A 26,161-nucleotide genomic window follows, 5' to 3' on the forward strand; every position below is an offset into this window, starting at 1 on the left:
GCCGGGGGACGCACATCCCCCGGCCACTTTTGCTTGATGGAGGGATGCCATGCTGCAACAGGTTCAAAGCCAACACTTTCAGGCACTGCTGGGCAAGACCGGGACGCTGCGGCTGCCCGATGGCAGTGAATTGCCGATCCATATCGACACCCTTAAAGAAACGCCCCATTCACAGATGCCCAAAAGCGAGCGCATGCCGTTCAGCGTCGAGCTCAACAGCCTGCAACCCACCGACTTTGTCGATGGCTTGTGTGCGCTGGAATTGCCGGAACTGGGTCAGGTGGAAAACATTTTTGTCTCGCGAGTACCGAACATGGGGCGGGATCCCGACGTGGGTTATTTCTACATCGCGTTCAATTGAACAGCGACGCTGATCGCTTTCCTACACGGGATTCATGGTGAGTTCAGCCTTGGGGATACCACACCAACCGCTCCGCCGCCGGGTTGCGCTCTTCAACCTGAAACCCCAGCGCCAGGTAATGCTGGCGCGCATGGGGATTGTTGGCCCAGACCACCGTCGCCACCGGGCAACGGATTTGTTGCGCGGCTTTTTGCACGCCTTGCAGCACCGTCCGCCCGTAACCCCGGCCTCGGGCCTGGGGGATGAACGCCAGGTACAGCACACGAATCTCATTGGGACCGAAGTCGGTGGTCAGCGCGCCGATGGCTGTGTCGAGTTTCTCGATCACGTAATGCATGGCGTTGGGAAAGTTTTCCCCCAGTCCTTGTTCCTGCACGGTGAATTGCTGGGCAACCACCTGTTGGACCACTTCCTGCTCGCCGTCGATCCATTGCAGATCCGGCCGCGCCGCCTGGTAAAGGCTGTGCAGGAAAGGTCCATCGCTGGTCCGCGAGGGCCTGACCACCAAGCCGTCCGCCGCCACTGAATCGCTGTTCGCCATCGCTGCTCTCCTTAGAAACCGCTTTCCCTGACCCCCAGGGCTGCCATGCGCCGCCAGGCAACGCCCAGCAACGATTCGCCGCTGCCCTGCAACACCACAATGCCGCGCAAAGGTTGCACCGGCGTCGGCGTCTCTTCGAGGACGCTCAACCGCGCGCCATACTGCGCCTGCACCGGCTCGGCGCGCTGATGCTCATCCCGGCGTACGGCAATCGGCCCGTGATGATCGGAAGTCAGCGCCTCTTGATCGACATAGGCCGCGCCGTTGGTATCGATTTCGCTTAATTGCACGGCGATCGCCGGGTGCATCGGGTCATCGGCGATGAACCGCCCGCGAGCACCCGAAGCAACACGCCAGAGCTCGGCTTCAGCCAGATAACCGCGCAACCGCGCGCCGTCTTCGACCACCCGCGCCAAAGGATCTTTGGTCGAAAGCCAGCGACCGACCGTTAACTGTGGCAGCAGGTCGCGCACCTTGCCGGCGTGGGGCGCGCGCAATAGCAGTCGCTCACGCTGGGCAACCAGGCCTCGGTATTCCGCCACCGCTTCCGCCAGGCGCTGCTCGACGATTCCGGCGTCGGCCGCGGTTTCGCTGCGGCTGGCCTGACGACGCATCTGCAACTGCTGAATCTGGATCTCGCGACGGACGATGGCCTGGCGTGAGTCCAGGTCCGRTGATTCCAGCTCGATCAGCACCTCGCCCTGAGCGACAACCTGGCCGTCGAGCACATTTACCGTTTTAACCCGCGACGCCACCGGCGCGTGCAAGGCGCTGGTGGGTCCCGCCTCCAGCATCGTCGGCAGCTCCACCGCGCTGCGCCACGGCACCGCCAGCAGCAACAACAGCCCGAGCAATGTCAGACCGCTGAGCAGTACCCGAGGCGTATGCGCCTGTTCGCGACGACTCCACCATTGCCGCCACTCGCTCAAGATCGGCAGGAAGATGAACCACACCAGCTCCACCAGCATCAGGAAGATCCCCAACACCTTGAAGAACAGGTGATAAACCGCCAGCGCGATCCCGAAAAACAACGCCGCGCGCCATAGCCACGAGCCGTATCCCCAGATCAGCAACCGCCGCTGCATCTTCGGCACCCACGGCTCCGGCGCCGGGGCAGCGTAGCCGAACAGGAACTCGCGCAATCGCCAGCGACACAACGCAAAGGCGCGCCCCTGAAGGTTGTCCACTTCCCAGAAGTCGCTGAGCAAGAAGTAGCCGTCGAAACGCATGAACGGGTTGAGGTTGATCACCAGCGTAGTGATCCAGGTCGCACTGGCGAGCATGAACGCCGCCGTGCGCCCGGGGCCATCGGGCAGCAGGGACCAGGCGAGCAGCGCGATACAGGCCAACACCAGTTCCGCCAGCACCCCGCCGGCGCCGATCAGCAATCGCGCCCGTCTATCGTTGACCCGCCAGGCGTCGCTGACGTCCGTGTAGAACATCGGCAGCAGCACCATGAACGCAACGCCCATGCTCTGCACCCGACAACCGGCGCGCTTGGCCATGAAGGCGTGGCCGAACTCGTGGCACAGCTTGGCGAAAAACAGCGCCACCGCGAACGCCAGCGCACCACCGAGGCTGAACAGGTGTGGAAAGGTAGCAATGAATCGCTGCCAGTCCCGCGACACCAGAAACACCCCGAGCCCCAGCGTCGCGGGCAATCCGTAGCGCAATGCGCGCGGGCCGAAACGCTCCAGCCACGGCCAGACGCGATTGAGAAAGGCGTCCGGGCGCCACAGCGGAATCCGGAAAAACAGGTATTGATGCAGCAGGATTTTCCATAGGCTCTGGCGCTGGGCCGCGGCCTTCAGGCTGTAACTGGCGCGCTGCGATGGGTCGAGGGCACTGATCAGGTCGTGGCCGCGCAAAAACTCCAGTAATTGTTCAAGCGCCGCGCCGTCCAGTGGCAGCCCTGGCTCGCGGTTGGCGGCACGCAGCACCTGCTCGGGATCACCCAGGGACCAATGACGCAGCAAGCGCATCGCCGCCGCGCCGAGTTTGAAATAACGCCCACGCACCGGGTCGGCCAGGGTCCAGCACGGTGACCCGTCGAGGGCCGGCGCCGCCGTCGATAATTGCAGGTCTGCCCGCAGGCTCGGCAGGCTCATCTAAAGGCCAACGCTCTGACGCAACCCGGCCAGCGGTCGACGCAACAGGTACAGCGCCAGCGGCGCACGGTCACCGAAGACTTTCGCGGTGCCACGCAGGCCAATGCGCGGCGGTGCGCCGTCAAATGTCGCATCCAGTCGATAAGCCAATTGCCCGCCAGCTGTTGGCTGCGCTTCATAGGCCGAACGTTCGAGTCTGGCCTGGTGCCGCTGCAGTGGATCGCTGTCGAGAAACAGTGCGACCTGCGCCCCCGGTTCCAGGGCGATCGCATCGCCCACGGCCAATTCGATGCGCAACTCGGCCTGATTCGGGTCGGCGAGTTCCATCAAGCGCTCGCCGGTCTGCACCGGTTTGCCGGTCCAGCGTTCGGCATCGGCGAACACCGCGATGCCGTCCCGCTCGGCGCGTACTTCGCTGCGCTTGAGCAGTTCACGGGCGTAATCCCGTTCGGCGCGTTTCTGCTCGACACGTGCGGCCAGCAGATCGATTTTCGAACTGGATTCGGCATCGGCGAAGGAGCGTTGGGAATTGGCCTTGAGTTCCGCCTCGGCAACGCCCAGGGCGCGCTCAGCCACATCAGCCTGAGCCTTGAGCGTGGTGCTTTCGAAGCGCAGCAACAAGTCGCCGGTCTTCACCGTCTGATTGGGTTTGACCAGGAACTCGGCGATCACTCCGTCCAGCGGCGCGGCGACCACCCGGCCGCCCAACGGGACGACTTCAGCCGGTGCCAACACCGATTGGCGCACCGGAATCAGTAACCCGCACAACAACACGGCGACCAGTGCCACCTGACGCTTACGCGTCCAGCGCAGTCGCCAGGGTTTGCGCGGTTGCAGCGCCAGCCAGGCATGGCTGTAGGTGTCGCCCAGTTGCGACAACAGCACCTGCTCGGCAGGGTTCCATGGCACATCTCGCGCCAGCCACAGCCCGCCGAATATCTCGCCCTGATGATCAATCAGTGGCAACCAGAACACCTGAGCGGCCGACAGACTTTGCCAATCGGCCTGAATCGATTCACTGAGCAGATCGGGTGCGATCACCCGCGCCTGTTTCAGCACCTCGAGCTTGAACAGCTGCGCGACCGCTTGCTCGACAAACGCCACGAACGGTGCATTCGGCTCCACCGCACTGACACCGGTCACCGCCTGCACCTTGCCGGCGATCAACAACGCGGCATGGCGAAAACCGAACAGCGCCTGGCCGTCATTGACCAGGCTGTAAGCCAGCTGCGAAGGATTACGAGCCGCGCGGGTCTGGCGTTCGAGGTCGAGAAACCTGGCGAACACCTGCTCGGCGCCGCCCGTTACCGGGGCGTTCACTTGAGCTCCGCGAAACGCGCCGTTCCGCTCATGCCGGCCAACAGGCCGCTGGCGTTGGGCAGTGTCGCCACCAGCAGCAAGGTCTGGCTGCCTTCGTCGATCCGCGCGCCGAGGCGCTTGACCGTGGCATCCAGCGGCTGACCGGTTTCATCGGGGACAAAACTGAACGTCTGGCCGGGCTTGAGCTTGCCCATCCAGCGTGACGGCACCAACAGGTGAATTTCCAGGGTGCGGTTATCGACCACATCCAACAACGGCGCGCCGGCGGCAACGCTTTCGTAGCGCTTGACCTTGCGCTCGACGACCTGGCCATCGAACGGCGCGACCACGCTGCAGCGTTTGACCTGAACCTGATAAACCTGAGATTGCGCCTGGGTTTCGCTGACCTTGGCCTCAGCCCGCGCCACTTCAAAGCGCCCCACCGAATTCAGCGCCGCCAGTTGCCGATTATGGGCCAGCTCCTCACCAGCACCACGGTTGGCGGCCTGAGCCGCGTTGAGCTGAGCCTGATAGGCCGAACAGTCAAACCGCGCCAGGGTGTCGCCCTTTTTGAACGACTCGCCCTCACTGAACGGCAACTCGACAATCCGCCCGGACAACTCACTGGCGAGCACCGCCTGATCCCGGGCTCGCAACACACCACGGGCCTCACTGCTGGCTGACGCGTTACCGCCGACCGCGTTGCTTTCCAGCAACGGATCGTCTGGCGCAGGCGTTTGTGCCTGTACTACGCACGTTACAAAGGTTAATCCCGCAACCCAAATACGAAAACGCCGCATAACCGTAACTCCCTGACGGATGAGCGGAGTCTACGACAGCGGGGGGGCGCGTCAAGCGGATGGCCATCATTGGTTGGAAATGTAATGTTTCAAAAATGACAAAATTTTCAGAGCGGTCGTTGATTTCCGAGCTCGATGAGTATCGGTAATAAATCCCACAAGAAATCAGGAACGACCATTCGATCAAAAACGAAATCGGCAATAGACACTTCATCCCCTACAAACGCAACGGCACATCTACCCTTTCCGCCGTAACAATCATTAATAGATGGGTCCAGGAATGGCTTGACCATCAACCAGACAAATGCACAAAACTGGCTTGCCGGCGCTGGGGATGTCCCTCCGAGTGATGCCTTGGTCAGTCAACGGTTGACGTCATCGCTAACTCGACTTAGGATCGTCTTACTGAACCCCGTACGCAGAGATTAAGTTCACTGGCAGTTGGTGGTGAAGAAACCGGCCTAGGCCGGTTTTTTCGTTTCTGAGGATTGAGTTTGTGCGTACCGCTTTCTTTGTTGATGGCTACAACGTGTTCTATGGATTGCTCGCGGGTACCCCATACAAATGGCTCAATCTGAAAGGCTTGCTGGGCCATGTCGCCCACATCGAGAACCCACAAAATTCACTCATCTCGGTTGATTACTTCACCTCATCTGTCAAACCAGAACTTGCTACTCGCGGCAGAGTGTCCAAAGAAGCTCAAGACACCTATGTGCGTGCTTTAAAAGCGACTAATGTTGCCGTTCACTATGGTCGCCATAAACTTGAGCCAGCTAAAGCACCTCGCTTCATTGACAGAAAGACCGCCGCCTCTCGCCAAGACAAGATCGACATCTGGAAGCTTGAAGAAAAAGAAACGGATGTCCACATCGCAATCAGCATGTATCGCACTGCGGCAAGGCAGGCCAAGCTCCATTTCCATGAGCAAATCGAACAGCTAGTCCTGGTATCCAGCGACACCGATATGACTCCAGCCCTGAGAGCAATTCGAGAAGATTTCCCAGACATAAGAGTTGGAGTCATTCTTCCTCATCGAGCCGAGTTAAACCGTCCATCACCAGGCTCTTTAAAGGAGCACTCACACTGGATGCGACGTGTCGTAACCTCAGAAGAGCTGCAGTCGCACCAGTTTCCAGTTCGTGTGGCTACTCATAAGGCACCCGCGATCAAGCCGGATTATTGGTAACGGCCCCTGCCACCGGATACACCGACTCCCATCCCCCACCCAACGCCTTGTACAACCCCACCATCGCCAACGACACCCCGGTCGAGCTTTCGACCCACTGCTGCTGGGTCGCCAGTAATTCGCCTTGCACGGTCAGGACGTTGACGAAATCCACCACACCTTCGACGTACTGCTGTTGCGCGGTACGCAGGGCGATCTGGTTCTGGCGCACGGCTTCGGCGAGGCTGTCGCGGCGCAATTGGCTGGCGTTGTAGGCGGTGAGTTGATTGTCGATTTCATGCCAGGCCCGCAGCACGGTTTGCTGGTAAGCCAGGGCCGCTTCCTGTTGTTGGGCTTCGCGCAGATGCAACACGCCCCGCAGCCGACCGCCGTCGAACAGCGGCAAGCTCAATTGCGGACCGATGCTGAACGAGCGCGAGCCCCAGGAGCCGAAATCGCTCAGTTGCAGGGCTTGCGAACCGATGTTGCCCGACAGGGTGATTCGCGGATAGAAGTCACCCTTGGCCATGCCGATGCTGGCGGTCGCGGCATGCAGTCGGGCTTCGGCCTGGCGGATATCCGGGCGGCGCTCGGCCAATTGCGACGGCAAGCCGATGGCGACCTGTCGCGGGGTTTGCGGTACCGGGGCGTCTGTGGATAACTCGGCGGACAACGCTTGCGGCGGTTCGCCCATCAACAGGCTCAGCGCGTTGATCAATTGCGACTGACGCTGCTCCAGCGCCGGTAAACGTGATTCGATGGCCGCGACTTGCGCGGCGGCTTCGGCGACGTCCAGATCCGTCGCCACACCGTCGGCCAGGCGCAGTTGCGAGAGTTTCAAACTATGCCGGGCGACGTCGAGATTCTGCTCGGTGACGGTCCGGGTGCTTTGCACACCGCGCAGTTGAATGTAGTCCTGAGCCGTTTCGGCGAGCACCGACAGCAGCACCCCACGGCGATCGTTTTCCGCCACCTCCAGGGTGGCATCGGCGGCTTCGGTTTCGCGGCGCACACGCCCCCAGAAATCCAGTTCCCAGGAGGCGGAAAAGCCAGCATCCCACAGGTTGTACGCCGAGTCGCCGTTATTGCCCGACGGATCGTTCAGGCCTTCACCACTGTTGCGTTTGCGCCCGTAGCTACTAGTGGCGGCAGTGTTGGGATAGCGCTCGGCGGTGATTACCTGGCGCGCGGCGCGGCTTTGTTGCAAACGGCTGCTGGCGAGTTTCAGGTCGAGGTTGTCGGTCAGGGCGCGTTGGTTCAGGGCCGAGAGTTTCGGATCGTGGAACACTTCCCACCAGCGTTCGTCCATCTCGTTGGGAACGGCCTGACTGGCGGCGGCTTTGGCCGGTTTCGACCATTGGGCGACTTGCTGTGCCTGAGGGCGCTGGAAGTCCGGGCCGACGGTGCAGGCGTTCAATGAAAACAGACTCAACACCAAAACTACTGAATGAATGCTGACCTTGTGGCGAGGGAGCTTGTCGGACCGCCGCACCGCCCCGTTCGAGTGCGCAGCACTCGCAAATTTTGGGTCCGCTTCGCGGCCCAGCGGGAGCAAGCCCCCTCGCCACGGGGATGTGCGATTAGCGAAGTTCATCGTTGTGCGACCTCATGCTCATCGGCCGTAGCGCTGGCAGTATCAATACTCGCCTCCACCGACATCCCCACCCGCAATCGCTCAGCCAATGGCTGGCCTGGATCGAGGATGATTTTCACCGGAATCCGTTGCACAACCTTGGTGAAGTTGCCGGTGGCGTTGTCCGGTTTGACTGACGCGAAGGTCACGCCGGTGGCCGGTGCGATACTCTCGACGCGTCCCTGCAGGGCTTCGCCACCAAGGCTGTCGACATGCACCTGCACGTTCTGCCCCGGCTGTACGTCGATCAGTTGGGTTTCCTGAAAATTGGCAACCACATACGCCCGCTCCAACGGCACCACGGCCAGAATCTTGCTGCCCGGCGTGACATAGGCGCCGACCCGCACCGCGCGCTCGCCGACCATGCCGTCCTGGGGGGCAACGATGCGCGTATAGGACAGTTCATAACTGGCCATTTCCAGCGCCGCTTGCGCGCGTTTCAGCCCACCTTCTGCCGCATCGCGCTGGGCGGTCAGGATCTCCACTTGTTTGCGTTCCGCCGCCAGCACCGCTGTGGCATTGGCCAACCGAGCGGTGGCCTGATCGATGCGCGTGCGCGCCTGCTGGGCATTCTGCACCGTGCCGGCGCCCACCCCGGCGAGGTGGTTGTAGCGGTTCAGTTCATGCTCGGCGAAAGCCATCTCCGCCTTCGCCGAAACCACCGTAGCCTGGGCCTGAGCAATCACCGACGTCTGGCGTTCCAGGGTCGCCCGGGCGTTTTGCAGCTGCGCCCTGGCCACCAGGGTTTGCGCGTCGGCAGCCTCAGCGGCAGCGCGCAGGTCGCGGTCGTCGATCAACGCCAGCAGTTGCCCGACCTTGACCTGTTGGTTGTCCTCCACCAGCACTTCCTTGATGAATCCCGCCACGCGCGGCGCCACCAGGGTGAAGTCCGCCGAGACGAAGGCATCATTGGTGCTTTGCTGTGTACGCTTGCCGAACAAGCCCGGCGCCACCAGGTAAATCAACACGCCGACCACCATCGCTGCGGCAACGCCGACAGCGACTTTTTGCTTTGATTGAGTCGTCATAAAACCTTCTGTTCCAGTGAAGCGTTCAAGTTGGCGCGCGCGGTGGATAAATCCGCGTCGGCAGCCAGAAAATCAGCAGGATCAGCGCCACCGCGACGCTGGCCATGTACAGATAAAGATCGGAAGAAGTCAGCACCACAGCCTGCTGATGCAGGCGGTGAGCGAGGTTCGCGCTAGCGCTATCAACCAGAGGCGAGTTACCGAGGTTGTCCACCAGCATGCTCGAGTGAAAATGCAGCCTTGCGGTGGTCAGCGCATCGATCACACCGGTGGCGATCACCGCCGCCAGGCCTTTGACCGTGTTGAACCAGGCCGAGGCGAACGGTCCTTCCATCGGGGTGATGCTGCCGGTGGAGAGCATCAATAGCGGCAGCACGGCCATGGGTTGACCGAAAATCTGCAGCCATTGCAGGACGTAGAAATCGTCACGAATCCACGCCGACGTCAGCTGCGAGCCGCCGATGCAAGACAGCGCCAGCATGCTCAGGCCGATCCCCAGCACCCAGCGGCAATCGACCCAACGCAGGTTGCATAGCGCCGCCACCAACGGCAGCGCGATCAACTGTGGCAACGCCGCCAACAGCATGATTGGCGCCGTCTGCAGCGGGCGATAGCCCTGGACCTGAGCCAGGTAACTGGAGGGAATGATGACCACCGCGAGCAACACCACCAGCACGCCGGCCAGGGTCATCAACGCGAACGACAGGTTGCGGATGCCGAGCATCTGCAATTTGAAGAACGGAATCGGTTGCGACCACTCGTTGATCAGGAACAGCACCAGCAGTAGCAGCCCGCCGCCGAGCAGTGCGCAGATCAGACTCGACTCGAACCAGTCCAGCCGATTGCCTTGCAGGATGCCGATCACCAACATGCAAATCGCCGGAAACCCCAGTAGCAAGCCACGCCAGTTGAATGACTTGAAGCGTTCCAAACGCAGTGGATCCTGGGGTAGACCGTAAGCCACCGCCGCCATGGCAATCAGGCACGGCACGACGATTTGCCAGAAGGTCCATTGCCAGCCGACGTACTCGGTCCACAACCCGGCCAGCGGCGTGCCGAGACCAGGGCCGAAGGTTGCCGTCAGGGCATAACCGGCCAGACCATAGAGCTTCACGTTGGCCGGCAGGAACCGCAGCGCAACGGTCATCAGCATCGGCGGCAACGCACCACCGGCCAGGCCTTGCAGGGTGCGCATGACCAGCAGGCATTCATAATTCGGGGCAAACGGGCACAGCACGCCCAATAGGGTGAAAACGCTGATGGCGCACAAGGTGAAGCGCCGCAACGAGAATGTCACCGAACACCAAGGGGCAAATGCCATGGCGGCCACCGAGGTCGCGGTGTAGCTGGCGACCAGCCAGGTGCCTTCGTCGTAGCCGATGGCCAACGCACCGCGAATGTCGGCCAGGGCGACCTTGGTCACCATCTCGTTCAGGCCCGACACCAGCACCGCCAGCAACACGCCCACCAGGCCGATGATGATTCGCGGGCCGAAGACCGGTGGTGCGACGGCGGTCGCTGGAGTAGTCGCAGCGAGAGACGCCGTGACCGTGAGGGAAGTCATGTACTGCACGCTCCGGAAGGGGGATACCGAAGCATTTTAGGAAGCGCGGGGGCTTACGAAAATTGACTTATTGGCAGCTTATAAGTGCACTACACGCAATGGTTAAAAGCTGCGATCCCTTGATCTTCAAACCGGCTGTGCCGCCAGCCAGGTCTCGTCGCAACAAGCCTTGAGCGTTTCGCGCATCCAGCGGTGCGCCGGGTCTTTGTCGAAGCGCGGGTGCCAGGCCTGGGTCAGCATCAGGGTCGGTAGCGGAATCGGCAGGGTGAACGAGCGCAGCTTCAAGCCCAGGCGCCGCACACTCAGCAATGCTTCTTTGGGCACCGGCAGAATCAGGTCGGAATCCGGCAAGGCAAACATCGCCGCATGGAAACTCGGCGCAATCACCGCCACCCGCCGCTCCAGCCCCAAGGCGTTGAGCGCCGTGTCGATCGGCCCACGGGCGATCCCGCGACGGGACATACTGATATGGGAAAAGCCGGCGTAACGCTCGGCGGTGATCTCGTCATCGAACAGCGGATGGTCTTCACGCACCAGCCCGACAAAGTGGGTGGAGAACAGGTTTTGCACCTTCACTTCCGGCATCAGCGGTCGATTGTTGCTGACGCTCAGATCGATGCGTCCTTCGCGCAAGGCTTCATCGTCCCCGTCGCCCTCGGGGACAAAGCGCAGTTCGCAATGCGGAGCCTGGCGTTCCATCGTGTCGAACAGCTTGCCGCCATAGACGCCCACAAAGAAATCATTGGCGCGAATGCTGAACCGCCGGCGCAAGCTGCCCAGGTCCACGTCATCGGCAGAACGGAACAGCAAAGCGGCCTGTTCCACCAGGTCCCGCACTTGCTCGCGCAGCTCCAGCGCCTTGGGCGTCGGCACCAGGCCACGGCCGGCGCGTACCAGAATCGGATCGCCGATGGCCTCGCGAATCCGCGTCAGCGTCCGGCTCATCGCCGCCGGGCTGAGGTTCATCCGTCGCGCAGCGCCCACCACACTGCCCTCGTCGAGCAAGGCGTCGAGGGCGACCAACAGGTTCATGTCCGGGAGTTGCATGCTGAGCACTCATGGCTGATCTGGATTGATTCATACGCAATGCTAGCAGATCAAAGGATCACCGCTGCATCCCCCAACGCTTCACCGTCACCCGCTCCAACGTATCAAACACCAGATTCTCCACCAGCAACCCAATCAGGATCACCACCGCCAACCCGGCAAACACCTTGTCGGTGTACAGCTCATTACGGTTCTGGAAGATGTACCACCCCAACCCACCCTTGCCGCTGGTGGCGCCAAATACCAGTTCAGCGGCAATCAGCGTGCGCCAGGCGAACGCCCAGCCGATTTTCAAACCGGCGAGGATCGACGGCAACGCGGCCGGGATCAGGATGAACAACACGAAACGCATGCCCTTGAGGCCGTAATTGCGCCCCGCCATGCGCAGGGTTTCCGAAACGCCAAGGAACCCGGCATAGGTGTTCAAGGCCAACGCCCAGAGCACCGAATGCACCAGTACAAAAATCAGACTGTTCTGCCCCAGCCCGAACCACAGCAGCGCCAGCGGCAGCAGTGCAATCGCCGGCAACGGGTTGAACATTGAGGTCAGCGTGCTCAGCAGATCGCGACCCAATTGCGTCGACACTGCCAGCGTGGTCAGGGCAAACGCCAGCACAATCCCGATCAGGTAGCCCTTCAACAACACCACCAGCGAAATCCACACCTTGCCCAACAGCTCACCGCTGAGCAGGCCGTCGTACAGCGCGCTGGCGGTTTGCAGAAAACCTGGCAACAGCAGATCGTTATTCTGGTAACGGGCAACGGCTTCCCAGAGCAGCGCGAGCACAATCAGGATCAGGCTTTTACGCATCCAGCCCTGTTGCCAGAGACGCTGACCGAGGGGTAACTCACGCTCCAGCGGGACGCTCGTCAGCGGCTGCAAAACGGTTTCGTACTCTTTACGCGCGGATGATAACGGGCTCATCGGGCACTCCTCTCAATGGCTCAATAAGCAATGCGAATATCGGCGAAATCCAGCTCACGGGCGGTTTCCGGGGACTGGCCTTCATCGAACAACAGCCGATGAATCCGCCGCGCCGATTCCTGGAACGCCACACCGCCGAGGCTGTGCAAATCGTATTGATGGCTGTGGACTTCGGCTCGTACCCGCCCCGGATGAGGCGACAGCAGCAGAATCCGATTGCCCACCACCAACGCCTCTTCGATGGAGTGAGTAACGAACAGCAGCGTGAAACGCACCTCTTCCCAGAGCAGCAGCAACTCTTCCTGCATCTTGCGCCGGGTCAGCGCGTCGAGGGCGGCGAAGGGTTCATCCATCAACAGGATTTTCGGTTGCATCGCCAACGCCCGGGCAATCGCCACCCGAGCTTTCATGCCGCCAGACAAGGTATGCGGATAGGCATCGGCAAACGCCGCCAGACCAACCTTGTCCAGATAGTGCAGCGCCCGCTCTTCAGCCTCATTACGCTTGAGGGTTTTGGAAGCAAGCAGCGGAAACATCACGTTCTGCTTGACGGTTTTCCACGGCGGCAGCTGATCGAACTCCTGGAACACCACGATCCGGTCCGGCCCCGGCGCATCGACCCGCTGGCCTTGGAGGCGAATCTCGCCCTCACAGGGCGGGATGAACCCGGCGACCGCCTTGAGCAACGTCGATTTGCCGCAACCGGACGGACCGAGCAACACAAAGCGGTCCGCCGGATCGACCTCGAAACTGACCTGATGGGTCGCTCGAACCACACGCGCAGGCGTGCGGTATTCCAGGCTGACCTGGTCGACCGACAGCAGTGCTTGCGCGGCCGCGATCGGATTGCTGGCCGTGTGGCCTTGCAAGGGGGCGTTCATGTCGGTCAGCTCCCTTGCAGCGGTTTGGCATCCTGGAAGAAGTAGTCCTTCCACGAATCCGGCTTGTTTTTGATCGCGCCGACGCGGTAGAGGAACTCGGCCAGTGGGTAAGTGTTTTTCGGCGTGACGGTAAATTCGAACTGCGGGTTGTCGATGATTTTCAGCAACGCCGCACGGTCGATTTTTGCCTTGGTGACGCGGATGTAAGTGTCGGCCGCCGCACCTTTATCGTTCTGCGCAAACTCGGCCGCTTCAGTCAGCGCCGCGATGAAGGCTTTATAGGTTTTCGGGTTTTCGTTGCGGAATTTCTCGGTGGCGAACAACACGGTCGGCGAGTTCGGGCCGAGCAGGTCATAGGTGTTCAGCACCACGTGCACGTTGGGGTTTTCCAGCGCCTGATCCTGGAATGGCGGGTTGGAGAAATGCCCGGTCAACTCGGTGCCGCCAGCGATCAGTGCCGCAGTGGCATCCGGGTGCGGAACGGCAATGGTGTACTTGTCGAGGCGATTGAACTCCTTGTCGCCCCATTGCTGGGCTGCTGCGTATTGCAGGAAGCGCGACTGCACCGAAACCCCGACCGCCGGCACCGCAATGCGGTCCTTTTCGGTGAAGTCAGCGATGGTTTTGACCTTTGGATTATTACTCACCAGGTAGTAAGGGAAGTTGCCCAGGGAAGCCACGGCCTTGACGTTCTGTTTGCCGTGAGTGCGGTCCCAGATGGTCAGCAGCGGTCCGACGCCGGCACCGGCAATGTCGATGGAGCCGGAGAGCAACGCATCGTTGACCGCCGAGCCGCCGGAGAGCTGGGTCCAGTCGACCTTGATGTCGATGCCTTCCTGCTGGCCGTACTTCTCGATCAGGTTCTGATCGCGCACCACGTTGAGCAGCAGATAAACGATGCCGAATTGTTCGGCGATACGAATTTCACCCTCGGCGTGGGCCACGGTCGGCACCACCAGGCTGCCGGCGAGCAGGCTGAAACCCAGGCCGATAGCGGCGGCCAACGGTGCAAATGGAAGACGTTTGGACATGAGGTTTCTCCGAAATCAGAAAGGCGCGTCGCCCTGGATGGTGGTGCGATACAACTTGCGGCGCAGATGGCTGGGGCATCCGGCGGCGAGGTGAATCAGCGAGCGGTTGTCCCAGAACACCAGGTCGTGGGCCTGCCATTGATGGCGGTAAATGTTTTGCGGCAACACGCTGTGGGCGTAGAGCTCGTCGAGCAATTGTTTGCTCTCGTCTTCCGGCAAACCGACGATGCGGGTGGTGAAGCCCTCGCTGACGAACAACGCCTTGCGACCGTTTTCCGGATGGGTGCGGACGATCGGATGAACAACTTCAGCGACCTGAGCCAGTTGCTCCGGCGTCAGGGTCGGGCGCCAGTTGCCCTCGAATTTGCTCTCGCTGTAGCGCGCCGTGTAGGAATGCGCGGCCGAACGACCTTCGACGGCTTTACGCAGCGCCTCGGGCAGGCTGTCCCAGGCTTTGTGCATGTCGGCAAACAGCGTGTCGCCGCCTTCGGAGGGCAGCTCCTGGGCATGCAGCATCGAGCCCAGGCTCGGCAGTTCTTTATAAGAGAGATCGGAGTGCCAGAACTTGCCGGCATCACCGAGGCCGATGGATTGGCCGTTTTCGATGATGTTGGAAACGATGAGGATTTCCGGATGCCCGGCCAGCAGGAATTGCTTGAGTACATGGATCTGCAACACGCCGAAACGGCGGCTGAAGGCGATCTGCTGTTCGGGGGTTATGCGTTGGTCGCGGAACACCACCACGTGATGATCCAGGTGCGCACGGTGGATTCGGGAGAAGTCCTGGTGATTGATTGGGCGGGACAAATCCAGGCCGATGATTTCGGCACCGACGGCGCCGCTGAACGGGCGGATTTCGAAGGCTTGCGACGCGAGGGTGGCGGCGCTTGTTGGCTCAGGCTTTGGGGAAAAAGAGACAGCTGACATGAAAATCACTCCCACGCACGGCGCGCTCAAGGGCGCGCGTCGATCAGAAATTCACGGAGGTCCCGTGTTGGTTCGTGTCGTGCGGCGCGCCGATTGGTCGGCAGGTACGCAGGGAAGTGACTTTATAGGTATAAGAATTTAAATTTAAATACCGTTAGCGAATAACGATATGGCCGAAAATCAAAAGATCGCAGCCTTCCCGCAAAAACTACCGCTCGTGCAACGCCTCGGCGCGAGCCCGGATAATCGGCTTGAGCAAATAACTGAGTATGGTCTTCTTGCCGGTAATGATATCCACCGACGCCACCATCCCAGGAATGATCAGCAACGGCTTCTCATCCGTTCCGAGGTGGCTGCGCTCGGTGCGCAGTTTGATGATGTAGTACGTGGTCTTCTTGTCTTCGTCGGTGATGGTGTCAGCACCGATCTGCTCCAGCTTGGCTTTCAGCCCACCATAAATGGTGTAGTCGTAAGCCGTGAACTTCACCGTGGCGTCTTGCCCCGGATGCAGGAAGGCGATGTCTTGCGGGCGAATCTTGGCTTCCACCAGCAAGGTGTCGTCCAGCGGCACGATCTCCACCAGGTCGCTGCCCGGCTGGATCACGCCACCGATGGTGTTCACCAGCAACTTGTTGACGATGCCGCGCACCGGCGATGTTACCAGCGTCCGGCTGACCCGATCTTCCAGCGCCTTGCCGGTCGCCTGGGCCTTGTTCAGATCGGTGCGCGCTTCGTTGAGTTGAGTCAGGGCTTCGCTGCGGAATTTGCCGCGAGTCTCGTCGATCTTGCGCTGCACTTCCTTGATCGCCGATTCGGCGCGAGGGATCGCCAGGGTGGTGGCGTCCAGTTGGCCGCGGGTTTCGACCTCGGCACGCTTGAGTCGCAATACCTCAACCGGGGATACCGCGCCCTGAGCCACCAACGGCTCGGACATGGCGATTTCCTGACGCTGCAAAGACAGACCGCTGCGGTACTGGGCCTGTTTGGAGGTGAACTCGCGCAGCTCCTGCTGCTTCTGGATCAACTGCTCCTGCAAGCCACCGATCTCATCGTGCAGTTGCTGACGACGACTGATGTACAACGACTGTTCGCTGGCAGCTTGGCCGGGCACGGCTTTGAGCACATCGGCGGGGAAATTCAACGGGCGGTCATCGACCTCGGCGCTCAAGCGCTCCACGCGCAACAGCATCGCCAGCCGATCGGCCTCGGTTTCGCCTACATTGGAGGCAAACCGTGTGTCGTCCAGACGTATCAGCGGCGCGCCAGCCTCGACGATTTGCCCTTCCTTGACGAACAGCTCGGAAACGATACCGCCCTCAAGGTTCTGGATTTTCTGGATCTTCGACGACGGAATCGCCTTGCCGTCGCCCTTGGTGACCTCATCGATCACCGCGAAATTGGCCCAGAGCATCAGGAACACGAAGAAGCCGATGATCGCCCAGATCGTCAACCGCACCACGCGCGGGGCGTCCTCGATCAGCGCTTTGTTGACCTCGGGAAGGGGCTGGCCTTGCAGCGACGCGGAGCCTTTGAAGTAGCGGCGGATGGATTCTTTGACCCCGGACTTAAGCAACACTGATCTGCCCCTTTTTCAACGCTTCCATCACGGCGGCTTTCGGGCCATCGGCGAGAATCTGCCCGCGGTCGATCACCAGCAGGCGATCCACCAGCGACAACAGCGAAGCCCGGTGCGTCACCAGCACCACGGTCTTGTTTTCCACCACGGCAGCGAGGCGTTGTTTCAGGCGCTCTTCGCCAGTGTTGTCCATGGCGCTGGTGGGTTCGTCCAGCAACAGAATCGGCGGGTTGAGCAGCAGCGCTCGGGCCAGGGCCACGTTCTGGCGCTGACCGCCGGACAGGTTCTGCCCACGCTCACCGACTTGCAGTTCATAACCTTGCGGATGCAGGCGGGCGAACTCATGGACGCCGGCCAATTCCGCGGCTTGCAGCACCAATTCGTCTTCGACATAGCGCGCGCCCGACACCAGGTTGTCGCGCAACGTACCGGCGAGCAACTGGATGTCCTGGGGCACGTAGCCAATGTTGTGGCGCAGCTCGCTGACGTCGATCTGGCGGATATCCACACCATCCACCAGCAGCGCGCCGTCGTCCGGCTGATAGAGGCCCACCAGCAGTTTGGCCAAGGAGCTTTTGCCCGAGCCGCTGCGACCGATGATGCCGATCTTCTCGCCCGGCTTGATGATCAGGTTGATGCCCTTCAGCGCGGGGTTCTGTTGATTCGGATAGGTGAAGGTCAGCTGACGGCATTCAATGGCGCCTTGCAGGACCTTGCGGCTCAGCGGGCGCTCGTCGAAATTGCGCTCCTGGGGCAACTCCATCATCTGATCGACCGAGGTCATGGTCACGCGGGCTTGCTGGTAGCGGGTCAGCAGACCGGACAGCGAGGCCAGCGGGCTGAGGGCACGACCGCTGAGCATGTAACAGGCGATCAAACCGCCCATGCTCAGGTTGCCGGCAATGATCTGGTACACGCCGAAGACGATCATGATCACCCCGGCCAGTTGCTGAATCAGCAAGGTGATGTTCATCGCCAGACCGGACAGCATTTTCACCCGCAGCTCGAGGCGGCTGAGGGTGCCGATGGTTTGTTCCCACTGATACTGGCGTTCGCTTTCAGCGTTGTTGACCTTTACCGCATCAAGACCGGCGAGGGTTTCGATCAGGCTCGACTGGCGCTCGGCGCCCAGGGCCATGGTTCGTTCCATGGTCGCCACCAGCGGCTTCTGCAAGGCATAACCGATCAGCAGCGCAATCGGGAACGCCAGCACAGGAATCCACACCAGATGCCCGCCGAGGATCGCGATGACCAGGAAGATCAACAGCGTAAACGGCAGGTCGATCAGGCTGGTGAGGGTCAGCGACGCAAGGAAGTCGCGCAGGCTCTGAAATTCATGGATGTTCTGGGCGAAGCTGCCGACCCGCGCCGGGCGGTACTTCATGGCCATGCCGACGATGCGCTCAAACAGCGTCGCTGAAATGATCAGGTCGGTTTTCTTGCCGGCCAGGTCCAGGCACAGACTGCGCAGGCTCTTGAGAATCAGGTCGAACACATAAGCGCCGGTGATGCCGATGGCCAGCACCCAAAGGGTCGATTCGGCCTGGTTCGGCACCACGCGGTCGTAGACATTCATCACGAACAGCGGCGCGGCCATGGCGATGATGTTGATCAGCAGACTGGCAGCGATGGCGTCGACGTACAGCCAGCGCGAACGCTTGAGGGTGTCGCGAAACCACGAACGCGCGCGCGGGATCAGCGTGCCGTGGTTGACGTCGAATTTGTGCTGGGGTTGGGCGAAGAACACTTTGCCGATGTAGTCGTCGGCGAGCAGTTCACGACTGACGCAGACTTCACCGCCATCGCTTTCGCTGAGCAGCAGGCGGGCCTGGTCTTCACCTTGCCAGCCGAGCAACACCGCACTGCGTCCGTCCTTGAGCAGCAACAGCGCCGGCATGGCGATCGCCGGAATCTGCTCCAGCTTGCGTTGCAGCACCCGCCCTTGCAGCCCGGCGCGAGCGGCCGCGCGGGGCAGCAGCTCGACACTCAAACGCTGCTTGGGCAACGGCAGGCCGGTGGTCAGCATTGCCGCGCTGGCCGGCTTCTGGTGCAACGTGCAAAGGGCTAGCAGGCCGTCCAGTAACGGATCGTCATGCAGCGCGCGTGGATCATGAATGAGTTGAACTCGACTGACTTCTGATTCCACGCTCGACACTCTTGGCTAACAGTTGAAATGGGGCAGGACTCAATTCATCCCAGGCAGCTGGACCTTAGGCTTCACGTCATTCTGCACAACGGATGCCAACGGTGCGACTACGCCCTGACTTTTGAGCAATTCGCCCATGGTCGCCTTGATTCGGTACTGAGTAAATAACTGAATGTTTTTGATCTCGACCAGCCGACGGGAAGCGGTGAACAGCTCGTTTTCACTGTCGAGCAGGTCGAGCAATGTCCGCTCGCCGAGGCTGAACTGCTTCTGATACGCGCCACGCACGCTGGCACTACGATCGACATATTGCTGGGCGATCGGCACCTGGGCGTTGGCGTTGTTCAGGGCATTCCAGGCCAGGCCCAGTTCTTCATTCAACACGCGCAGGGCGTTGTTGCGGATATCCAGTGCCTGGTTCGACAGGTAGGACTTGGATTCCAGATCGGCCTTGTTGCTACCACCGGCGAACAAATTGAAGCGCATGCGCAGCATGGCCTGCCATTCGTTGTTGTGCCCGTTCTGCCCATCAAGGTCGTTGTCGGCGGTGCGGCCCAGTTCGGCATCGAAACGCGGGTAGAAGCTCGACTTGGCGGCTTCGTACTGTTTCTCGGCGGCAGCGATATCGGATTCGGYGGAACGCAGGATCGGGCTGTTTTCCAGCATCTGCGCCCGCGCCTCATTCAGGTTGGCCGGCAACAGCGCCATGAAATCGGCAGGCCGCTCCAGTTGATCGGGCATCTGGCCGACGGCGCTGAGGAAGTTGGTCTCGGCGTCAGCCAGGTTGGTCTGCTCGGTAATCAGGTTGTTGCGGGCCTGGGCCATACGCGCTTCGGCCTGATCGAGGTCGGCGCCGCTGCCCACGCCGCGCTGGGTGCGCAATTTGATCTGGTCAAAAATCCGTTCATGGTTTTTCAGGTTGTCTTCGGCCAGGCGCACGAATTCTCGGCGGGTCAGCACGTCCAGATAGACCTGAGCGACAGTCAGCGCGGTCCGCTCTGAGGTGCCCAGCAAGGAATAAGCACGGGAGTTAACGGTGGCTTGTTGACGCCCCACTTCGCTGGACGTCGCAAAACCGTCAAAAACCATCTGCGACAGACGTAAACTTGACTCGCTACGGTTCAGTGTTTCCCAGTGATTGCTGTTGCCAGCGGCACGGGTGGTAACGCTGTCGGTGCCTTCACGGCCATAACCGCCCAGCAGATCAACCTTTGGCAGGTATCCACCTTTGGCAGCCTTTAATTGATAATCCGCGGCCAGCCGACTGTTGACCGCTGCCTGGATTTCCGGGTGGACATCCAGTGCCTGTTGCATGGCCTGCGGAAGGGTTTGCGCCTGAACAACGCTGGCGGCAAAGGCGAAGGGTAGAACCTTGAACAGGTGCAAACGCATAGTTGGAATTTCCCGGGACTTCTTGTCTTGAATCACTGCAGAACATGGCGCTGCATCGCATGATGGCAACCGGAATGACCGTATGTCGGAAAGTTCAAAATCGGAACTGGATCACACGCTGTAGGACAGGTCGCCGCTTAAATATCAATGTGACATTAATTGGGCGATTGTTTAGGATGGCTCCCATAAGGTCAATAGTTTGGCATAAAGTTAATTTCGAAAAAATATAGCCAAATAATTGACGATTGCGCGTCAAAGTTATGAATCGAATTTTGTAAGAACGTCCAGCCCCGATCGGCGAACACGCCCGAGGGGTTCATGGAAGTCAACTGAACGTGACACCCGGAGAGTCTTCAATGAGCAGTGTTGTTGCCATCGTCAAAAGCATTGTTGGTCAGGTTTTCGCGGTGTCCCCAGAGGGCATCCGCCGCGTACTCGTTGAAGGCGACCGGTTGTTTGTGGGCGACCAGGTGGACACGGGTGCCGCCGGCGCCATTACCCTTGAGCTGGCTGACGGCCGAACCCTGGACCTGGGCCGCGACACACAGTGGAGCGGCAGCAATCCGGACTCCAGCACCGACCTTGCGCAAGCCACCGCACAAGCGTCGCCATCGGTTGACGAATTGCAGCAAGCCATCGCCGCCGGCGCCGACCCGACCACCGCGCTTGAAGCCACCGCAGCCGGCCCTACTGCCGCAAGCGCGGGCGGCTCTGCCGGTGGCGGCCACAGCTTCGTGGCCCTGGAGGCAACCGCTGCCCGGGTCGACCCGACCATCGGCTTCCCGACCGCAGGCCTCGCCACTGCGGCTTTGGCAACACAAAACACCACCGGTGGCCAGACGGCCGATACCAGCACCAATGCCCTGCGCGAATCAACGCTGAGCCTGAGCGCCACGCCGACCATCACCGAGGCCGGTGGCGTGCTGGTTTACACCGCGACCCTGACCCAGGCGCCGCTGACCGACCTGATCATCACCCTGTCCAACGGCTCGGTGATCGTGATCACAGCCGGCCAGACCAGCGGCACCGTCAACGTTCCGCTGGCGCCGAACGACACTGTTTATAACGATCCGACCCAAATCAACGTGACCGTCACTGGCACCACGGGCGGCAGCGGTATCGTGGTCACCCCGCCGACTGCTCCAGCCGTGACCCAAGTCACCGACACCGTCGACACCACTACCGTTACGCTGACAGCGGGCGCGAGCGTCACTGAAGGTGGCCAGATCACCTACACCGCGACCCTGACCAATCCGGCGCAAACACCGGTCACCGTCACTCTGTCCAACGGTTCGACCATCACCATCGAAGCCGGCAACACCACTGGCAGCGTCAACGTTCCGACACCGGCCAATGACGTCTACAACAACGGCAGCTCCGTCAGCACCACGATCACCGGCGCTACCGGCGGTAACTTCGAAAACCTGGTGCCAAACCCGACGCCGGCGGTCACCACCATTACCGACTCGATCGACAGTACCGGCCTGACCCTGACCGCCACCGGCAGCGTCACGGAAGGCGGCCAGATCACCTACACCGCGACATTGACCAACCCGGCGCAGACGCCGGTCACCGTCACCCTGTCCAATGGTTCGACCATCACCATCGAAGCCGGAAAAACCACCGGCTCCGTGAACGTCGAAACCCCGGCCAACGACGTCTACAACAACGGCAGCACCGTCAGCACCACGATCACCGGCGCTACCGGCGGCAACTTCGAGAACCTCGTACCGAGCACCACGCCGGCCGTCACCACCATTACCGACTCGATCGACAACACCGGCCTGAGCCTCAGCGCCACCGGCAGCGTTGTCGAAGGCGGCCAGATCACTTACACCGCTACCCTGACCAACCCGGCTGGCACGCCGATGACCGTGACCTTGAGCAATGGCTCGGTCATTACCATCGAAGCGGGCAAGACCACCGGCAGCGTGACCGTCGATACCCCGGCCAACGATGTCTACAACAATGGCAGCACCGTCAGCACCACGATCACCGGCACCACCGGCGGCAACTTCGAGAACCTCGTACCGAGCACCACGCCGGCCGTCACCACCATTACCGACTCGATCGACAACACCGGCCTGAGCCTCAGCGCCACCAGCACCGTTGTCGAAGGCGGCCAGATCACTTACACCGCCACCCTGACCAATCCGGCTGGCACGCCGATGACCGTGACCTTGAGCAATGGCTCGGTCATTACCATCGAAGCGGGCAAGACCACCGGCAGCGTGACAGTCGATACCCCGGCCAACGACGTCTACAACAACGGCAGCACCGTCAGCACCACGATCACCGGCACCACCGGCGGCAATTTCGAGCAACTGACCCCGAGCACCGAGCCAGCGCTCACCACCATTACCGACTCGAAAGACGACACCGGCCTGAGCCTGTCGGCGTCCACCGAAGTGGCCGAAGGTGGTCAGATTCTGTACACCGCGACCCTGACCAATCCGGCGGGCACGCCAGTCACAGTGACCTTGAGCAATGGGGCCGTGATCACCATCGCTGCAGGCGCGACCACTGGCAGCGTGAGCGTCGCCGCCCCTGCCGATGACGTTTACAAAGATGCCGGCCAGGTTGAAGTAACGATCAAGGATGCGACGGGCGGCAATTTCGAGAATCTGGTGCCTAGCACCGCCCCGGCAGTCACTACCGTCAACGACACCATCGACACCAGCACCGTTTCACTGACTGCGACCGCGAACGTCGCCGAAGGTGGCACCGTGGTGTACACGGCTTCCGTGTCGGCGCCGGTCACCGGCTCGCCAGTGGTTGTGACCCTGTCCAATGGCCAGACCATCACCATCCCAGTCGGTGCCAGCAGCGGTTCTGTCAACTTCGTTGCGCCAAACGATGCCTTGGCTGGCGGCGGCTCCTTGAGCGTCAAGATCGACGACGCCAAGGGCGGCAACTACGAGAAACTGGAAGTCGACGGTAAGTCGGCGGATACCTCGGTGACCGACACACCGGACACCACCAACCTCAGCCTGAGCGCGACCAACTCGGTGGCTGAAGGTGGTTCCATCGTTTATACCGCAACCTTGACCAACGCCGCCGGCACGCCAGTGACCGTGACGTTGAGCAATGGCGCCGTGATCACCATCGAAGCGGGTAAAACCACCGGTTCCGTGACCGTCCCGGCTCCATCCGATGACGTTTACAAAGATGCCGGTACTGTCCAGGCCACCATCTCTACCGCCACCGGTGGCAATTTCGAGAACCTGGTGCCGAGCACTGCMCCGGCAGTCACYACCGTCAMCGACACCATCGACACCAGCACCGTTTCGCTGASTGCGACCGCGAACGTGGCCGAAGGCGGCACCGTGGTGTACACCGCGTCCGTGTCCGCGCCGGTGACTGGTTCGCCAGTGGTTGTGACCCTGTCSAATGGCCAGACCATCACCATCCCGGTTGGCTCGAGCAGCGCCAGCGTCAACTTCACCGCGCCCAACGATGCCCTGACCGGTGGCAACTCCCTGAGCGTCAAGATCGACGATGCCAAGGGCGGCAACTACGAGAAACTGGAAGTCGACGGCAAGTCGGCGGATACCTCGGTGACCGACACACCGGACACCACCAACCTGTCGCTCACTGCGACCGGCGCTGTAGATGAAGGCGGTCAGATCACCTATACGGCGACCCTGACCAATGCCGCCGGCACGCCAGTGACTGTGACGCTGAGCAACGGCGCCGTCATCACCATCGATGCCGGTAAAACCACCGGCTCCGTAACCGTCGATGCGCCGAAGGACGACGTCTATAAAGACGCCGGAACCATTGAAACGACCATCAAAGACGCCACCGGCGGCAACTTCGAGAACCTGGTAACCAGCGATACGCCTGCGGTCACTACCGTCAACGACACTATCGACACCAGCACCGTTTCGCTGACTGCGACCGCGAACGTGGCCGAAGGCGGCACCGTGGTGTACACGGCTTCCGTGTCGGCGCCGGTCACCGGCTCGCCAGTGGTTGTGACCCTGTCCAATGGCCAGACCATTACCATTCCGGTCGGCGCGAGCAGCGGCTCTGTCAATTTCGTTGCACCCAACGATCCGTTGGCCGGTGGCGGTTCCTTGAGCGTCAAGATCGACGATGCCAAGGGCGGCAACTACGAGAAGCTGGAAGTCGACGGCAAGTCGGCGGATACCTCGGTGACCGACACCCCGGACACCACGACTCTCAGCCTGAGCGCGACCGACTCGGTGACCGAAGGCGGCTCCATCGTCTATACCGCGACCCTGACCAATGCCGCCGGCACGCCAGTGACCGTGACGCTGAGCAATGGCGCCGTCATCACCATCGATGCCGGTAAAACCACCGGCTCCGTGACCGTCCCGGCCCCGTCCGATGATGTTTACAAGGATGCGGGCACGGTCCAGGCCACCATCTCCACCGCCACCGGCGGCAACTTCGAGAACCTGGTGCCGAGCACTGCCCCGGCAGTCACTACCGTCAACGACACCATCGACACCAGCACCGTTTCGCTGAGTGCGACCGCGAACGTGGCCGAAGGCGGCACCGTGGTGTACACCGCGTCCGTGTCGGCGCCGGTCACTGGCTCGCCAGTGGTTGTGACCCTGTCCAACGGCCAGACCATCACCATTCCAGTCGGCGCCAGCAGCGGCTCTGTTAATTTTGTTGCACCCAACGACGCGTTGGCCGGTGGCAACTCCCTGAGCGTCAAGATCGACGATGCCAAGGGCGGCAACTACGAGAAGCTGGAAGTCGACGGCAAGTCGGCGGATACCTCGGTGACCGACACACCGGACACCACCAACCTCAGCCTGAGCGCGACCGACTCGGTGGCTGAAGGTGGTTCCATCGTTTATACCGCAACCTTGACCAACGCCGCCGGCACACCCGTGACCGTGACGCTGAGCAACGGCGCCGTCATCACCATCGATGCCGGTAAAACCACCGGCACCGTCACCGTCCCGGCTCCATCCGATGACGTTTACAAAGATGCGGGTACGGTCCAGGCGACCATCTCCACCGCCACCGGTGGCAATTTCGAAAACCTGGTTCCGAACACTGCCCCGGCGGTCACCACCGTCACCGACACGATCGACACCAGTACCGTTTCGCTGACTGCGACCGCGAACGTCGCCGAAGGTGGGACCGTGGTTTACACCGCGTCCGTGTCAGCGCCAGTCACCGGCTCGCCGGTGGTTGTGACCCTGTCCAATGGCCAGACCATCACTATTCCGGTCGGTGCCAGCAGCGGTTCTGTCAACTTCGTTGCGCCAAACGATGCCCTCGCTGGCAGCGGTTCTTTGAGCGTGAAAATCGACGACGCCAAGGGCGGCAACTACGAGAAGCTGGAAGTCGACGGCAAGTCAGCGGATACCTCGGTGACCGACACGCCGGACACCACGACTCTCAGCCTGAGCGCGACCGACTCGGTGGCCGAAGGTGGTTCCATTGTTTATACCGCAACCTTGACCAACGCCGCCGGCACGCCAGTGACCGTGACGTTGAGCAATGGCGCCGTGATCACCATCGAAGCGGGTAAAACCACCGGTTCCGTGACCGTCCCGGCTCCATCCGATGACGTTTACAAAGATGCCGGTACGGTCCAGGCCACCATCTCTACCGCCACCGGTGGCAATTTCGAGAACCTGGTGCCGAGCACTGCCCCGGCAGTCACTACCGTCAACGACACCATCGACACCAGCACCGTTTCGCTGAGTGCGACCGCGAACGTGGCCGAAGGCGGCACCGTGGTGTACAC

General features: G+C 61.2%; 18 protein-coding genes. 3 read left to right on the top strand and 15 right to left on the bottom strand.

Annotated elements, in window-relative coordinates; translation table 11 throughout:
- Nucleotides 1-49 precede the first annotated feature (49 nt).
- Complete coding sequence (locus tag AC1D2Q_RS25345; RefSeq protein WP_019651576.1) at nt 50-361, top strand: DUF6916 family protein; 312 nt, start codon at nt 50-52, stop codon at nt 359-361.
- Between the two features lie 43 nt (nt 362-404).
- Here AC1D2Q_RS25345 and AC1D2Q_RS25350 read toward each other — a convergent pair whose 3' ends face one another.
- Genes AC1D2Q_RS25350 through AC1D2Q_RS25365 form a run of 4 tightly spaced genes read right to left on the bottom strand, consistent with a single transcriptional unit; the run spans nt 405 to nt 5,109 of the window.
- Nucleotides 405-902 carry a GNAT family N-acetyltransferase gene (locus AC1D2Q_RS25350; RefSeq protein ID WP_477759474.1) on the bottom strand — a complete coding sequence of 166 codons (498 nt, stop codon included), beginning with the start codon at nt 900-902 and terminating at the stop codon, nt 405-407.
- Nucleotides 903-913: 11 nt separating this feature from the next.
- Nucleotides 914-3,010 (bottom strand): site-2 protease family protein, encoded by a 2,097-nt coding sequence (locus tag AC1D2Q_RS25355; RefSeq protein ID WP_477814949.1) that lies wholly within the window; start codon nt 3,008-3,010, stop codon nt 914-916.
- Entirely contained in the window at nt 3,011-4,330 is a 1,320-nt protein-coding gene (locus AC1D2Q_RS25360; protein WP_477814950.1) for an efflux RND transporter periplasmic adaptor subunit, read from the bottom strand.
- Nucleotides 4,327-5,109: an efflux RND transporter periplasmic adaptor subunit gene (locus AC1D2Q_RS25365; RefSeq protein ID WP_026331885.1), complete on the bottom strand. Its 783-nt coding sequence runs from the start codon at nt 5,107-5,109 to the stop codon at nt 4,327-4,329. Before AC1D2Q_RS25365 ends, AC1D2Q_RS25360 begins: the two co-directional genes overlap by 4 nt.
- Before the next feature lie 496 nt (nt 5,110-5,605).
- Here AC1D2Q_RS25365 and AC1D2Q_RS25370 point away from each other — a divergent pair, with 496 nt between their 5' ends.
- Nucleotides 5,606-6,295 carry an NYN domain-containing protein gene (locus AC1D2Q_RS25370; protein ID WP_019581661.1) on the top strand — a complete coding sequence of 230 codons (690 nt, stop codon included), beginning with the start codon at nt 5,606-5,608 and terminating at the stop codon, nt 6,293-6,295.
- On the opposite strand, the gene AC1D2Q_RS25375 is transcribed toward AC1D2Q_RS25370, so the two are convergent.
- From AC1D2Q_RS25375 to AC1D2Q_RS25425, 11 genes are all read right to left on the bottom strand, one after another.
- Entirely contained in the window at nt 6,276-7,868 is a 1,593-nt protein-coding gene (locus AC1D2Q_RS25375) for an efflux transporter outer membrane subunit (RefSeq protein ID WP_477814951.1), read from the bottom strand. The two genes, AC1D2Q_RS25370 and AC1D2Q_RS25375, sit on opposite strands and share 20 nt — an antisense overlap.
- Complete coding sequence (locus AC1D2Q_RS25380; protein WP_477814952.1) at nt 7,865-8,935, bottom strand: HlyD family secretion protein; 1,071 nt, start codon at nt 8,933-8,935, stop codon at nt 7,865-7,867. Before AC1D2Q_RS25380 ends, AC1D2Q_RS25375 begins: the two co-directional genes overlap by 4 nt.
- 25 nt (nt 8,936-8,960) lie before the next feature.
- Nucleotides 8,961-10,499, bottom strand: coding sequence for an MFS transporter (locus tag AC1D2Q_RS25385; protein WP_477814953.1), 1,539 nt, complete (start codon nt 10,497-10,499; stop codon nt 8,961-8,963).
- A 126-nt stretch (nt 10,500-10,625) separates the two neighbouring features.
- A complete protein-coding gene (locus AC1D2Q_RS25390; RefSeq protein WP_019651583.1) occupies nt 10,626-11,546 on the bottom strand; it encodes a LysR family transcriptional regulator in 921 nt (306 codons plus the stop codon).
- 58 nt (nt 11,547-11,604) lie between these two features.
- Nucleotides 11,605-12,471 carry an ABC transporter permease gene (locus AC1D2Q_RS25395; protein WP_477814954.1) on the bottom strand — a complete coding sequence of 289 codons (867 nt, stop codon included), beginning with the start codon at nt 12,469-12,471 and terminating at the stop codon, nt 11,605-11,607.
- A gap of 20 nt (nt 12,472-12,491) precedes the next feature.
- On the bottom strand, nt 12,492-13,352 hold the full coding sequence (locus AC1D2Q_RS25400; protein WP_477814955.1) for an ABC transporter ATP-binding protein: 861 nt from the start codon (nt 13,350-13,352) through the stop codon (nt 12,492-12,494).
- 5 nt (nt 13,353-13,357) lie between these two features.
- Entirely contained in the window at nt 13,358-14,383 is a 1,026-nt protein-coding gene (locus AC1D2Q_RS25405; protein ID WP_477814956.1) for an ABC transporter substrate-binding protein, read from the bottom strand.
- Nucleotides 14,384-14,398: 15 nt separating this feature from the next.
- A complete protein-coding gene (locus tag AC1D2Q_RS25410; RefSeq protein WP_258671860.1) occupies nt 14,399-15,310 on the bottom strand; it encodes a TauD/TfdA dioxygenase family protein in 912 nt (303 codons plus the stop codon).
- A gap of 208 nt (nt 15,311-15,518) precedes the next feature.
- Complete coding sequence (locus AC1D2Q_RS25415; protein WP_477814957.1) at nt 15,519-16,886, bottom strand: HlyD family type I secretion periplasmic adaptor subunit; 1,368 nt, start codon at nt 16,884-16,886, stop codon at nt 15,519-15,521.
- Complete coding sequence (locus AC1D2Q_RS25420; RefSeq protein WP_477814958.1) at nt 16,876-19,032, bottom strand: type I secretion system permease/ATPase; 2,157 nt, start codon at nt 19,030-19,032, stop codon at nt 16,876-16,878. The genes AC1D2Q_RS25415 and AC1D2Q_RS25420 overlap by 11 nt, the downstream gene beginning before the upstream one ends.
- Nucleotides 19,033-19,071: 39 nt before the next feature.
- Nucleotides 19,072-20,424, bottom strand: coding sequence for a TolC family outer membrane protein (locus AC1D2Q_RS25425; protein ID WP_477814959.1), 1,353 nt, complete (start codon nt 20,422-20,424; stop codon nt 19,072-19,074).
- Between the two features lie 356 nt (nt 20,425-20,780).
- Between AC1D2Q_RS25425 and AC1D2Q_RS25430 the strand changes: the two genes are divergently transcribed.
- Nucleotides 20,781-26,161, top strand: a 5,381-nt coding sequence (locus AC1D2Q_RS25430) for a retention module-containing protein (RefSeq protein WP_477814960.1), incomplete at its 3' end; no start/stop codon positions are given.

Source organism: Pseudomonas sp. P1_A1, assembly GCF_056406935.1.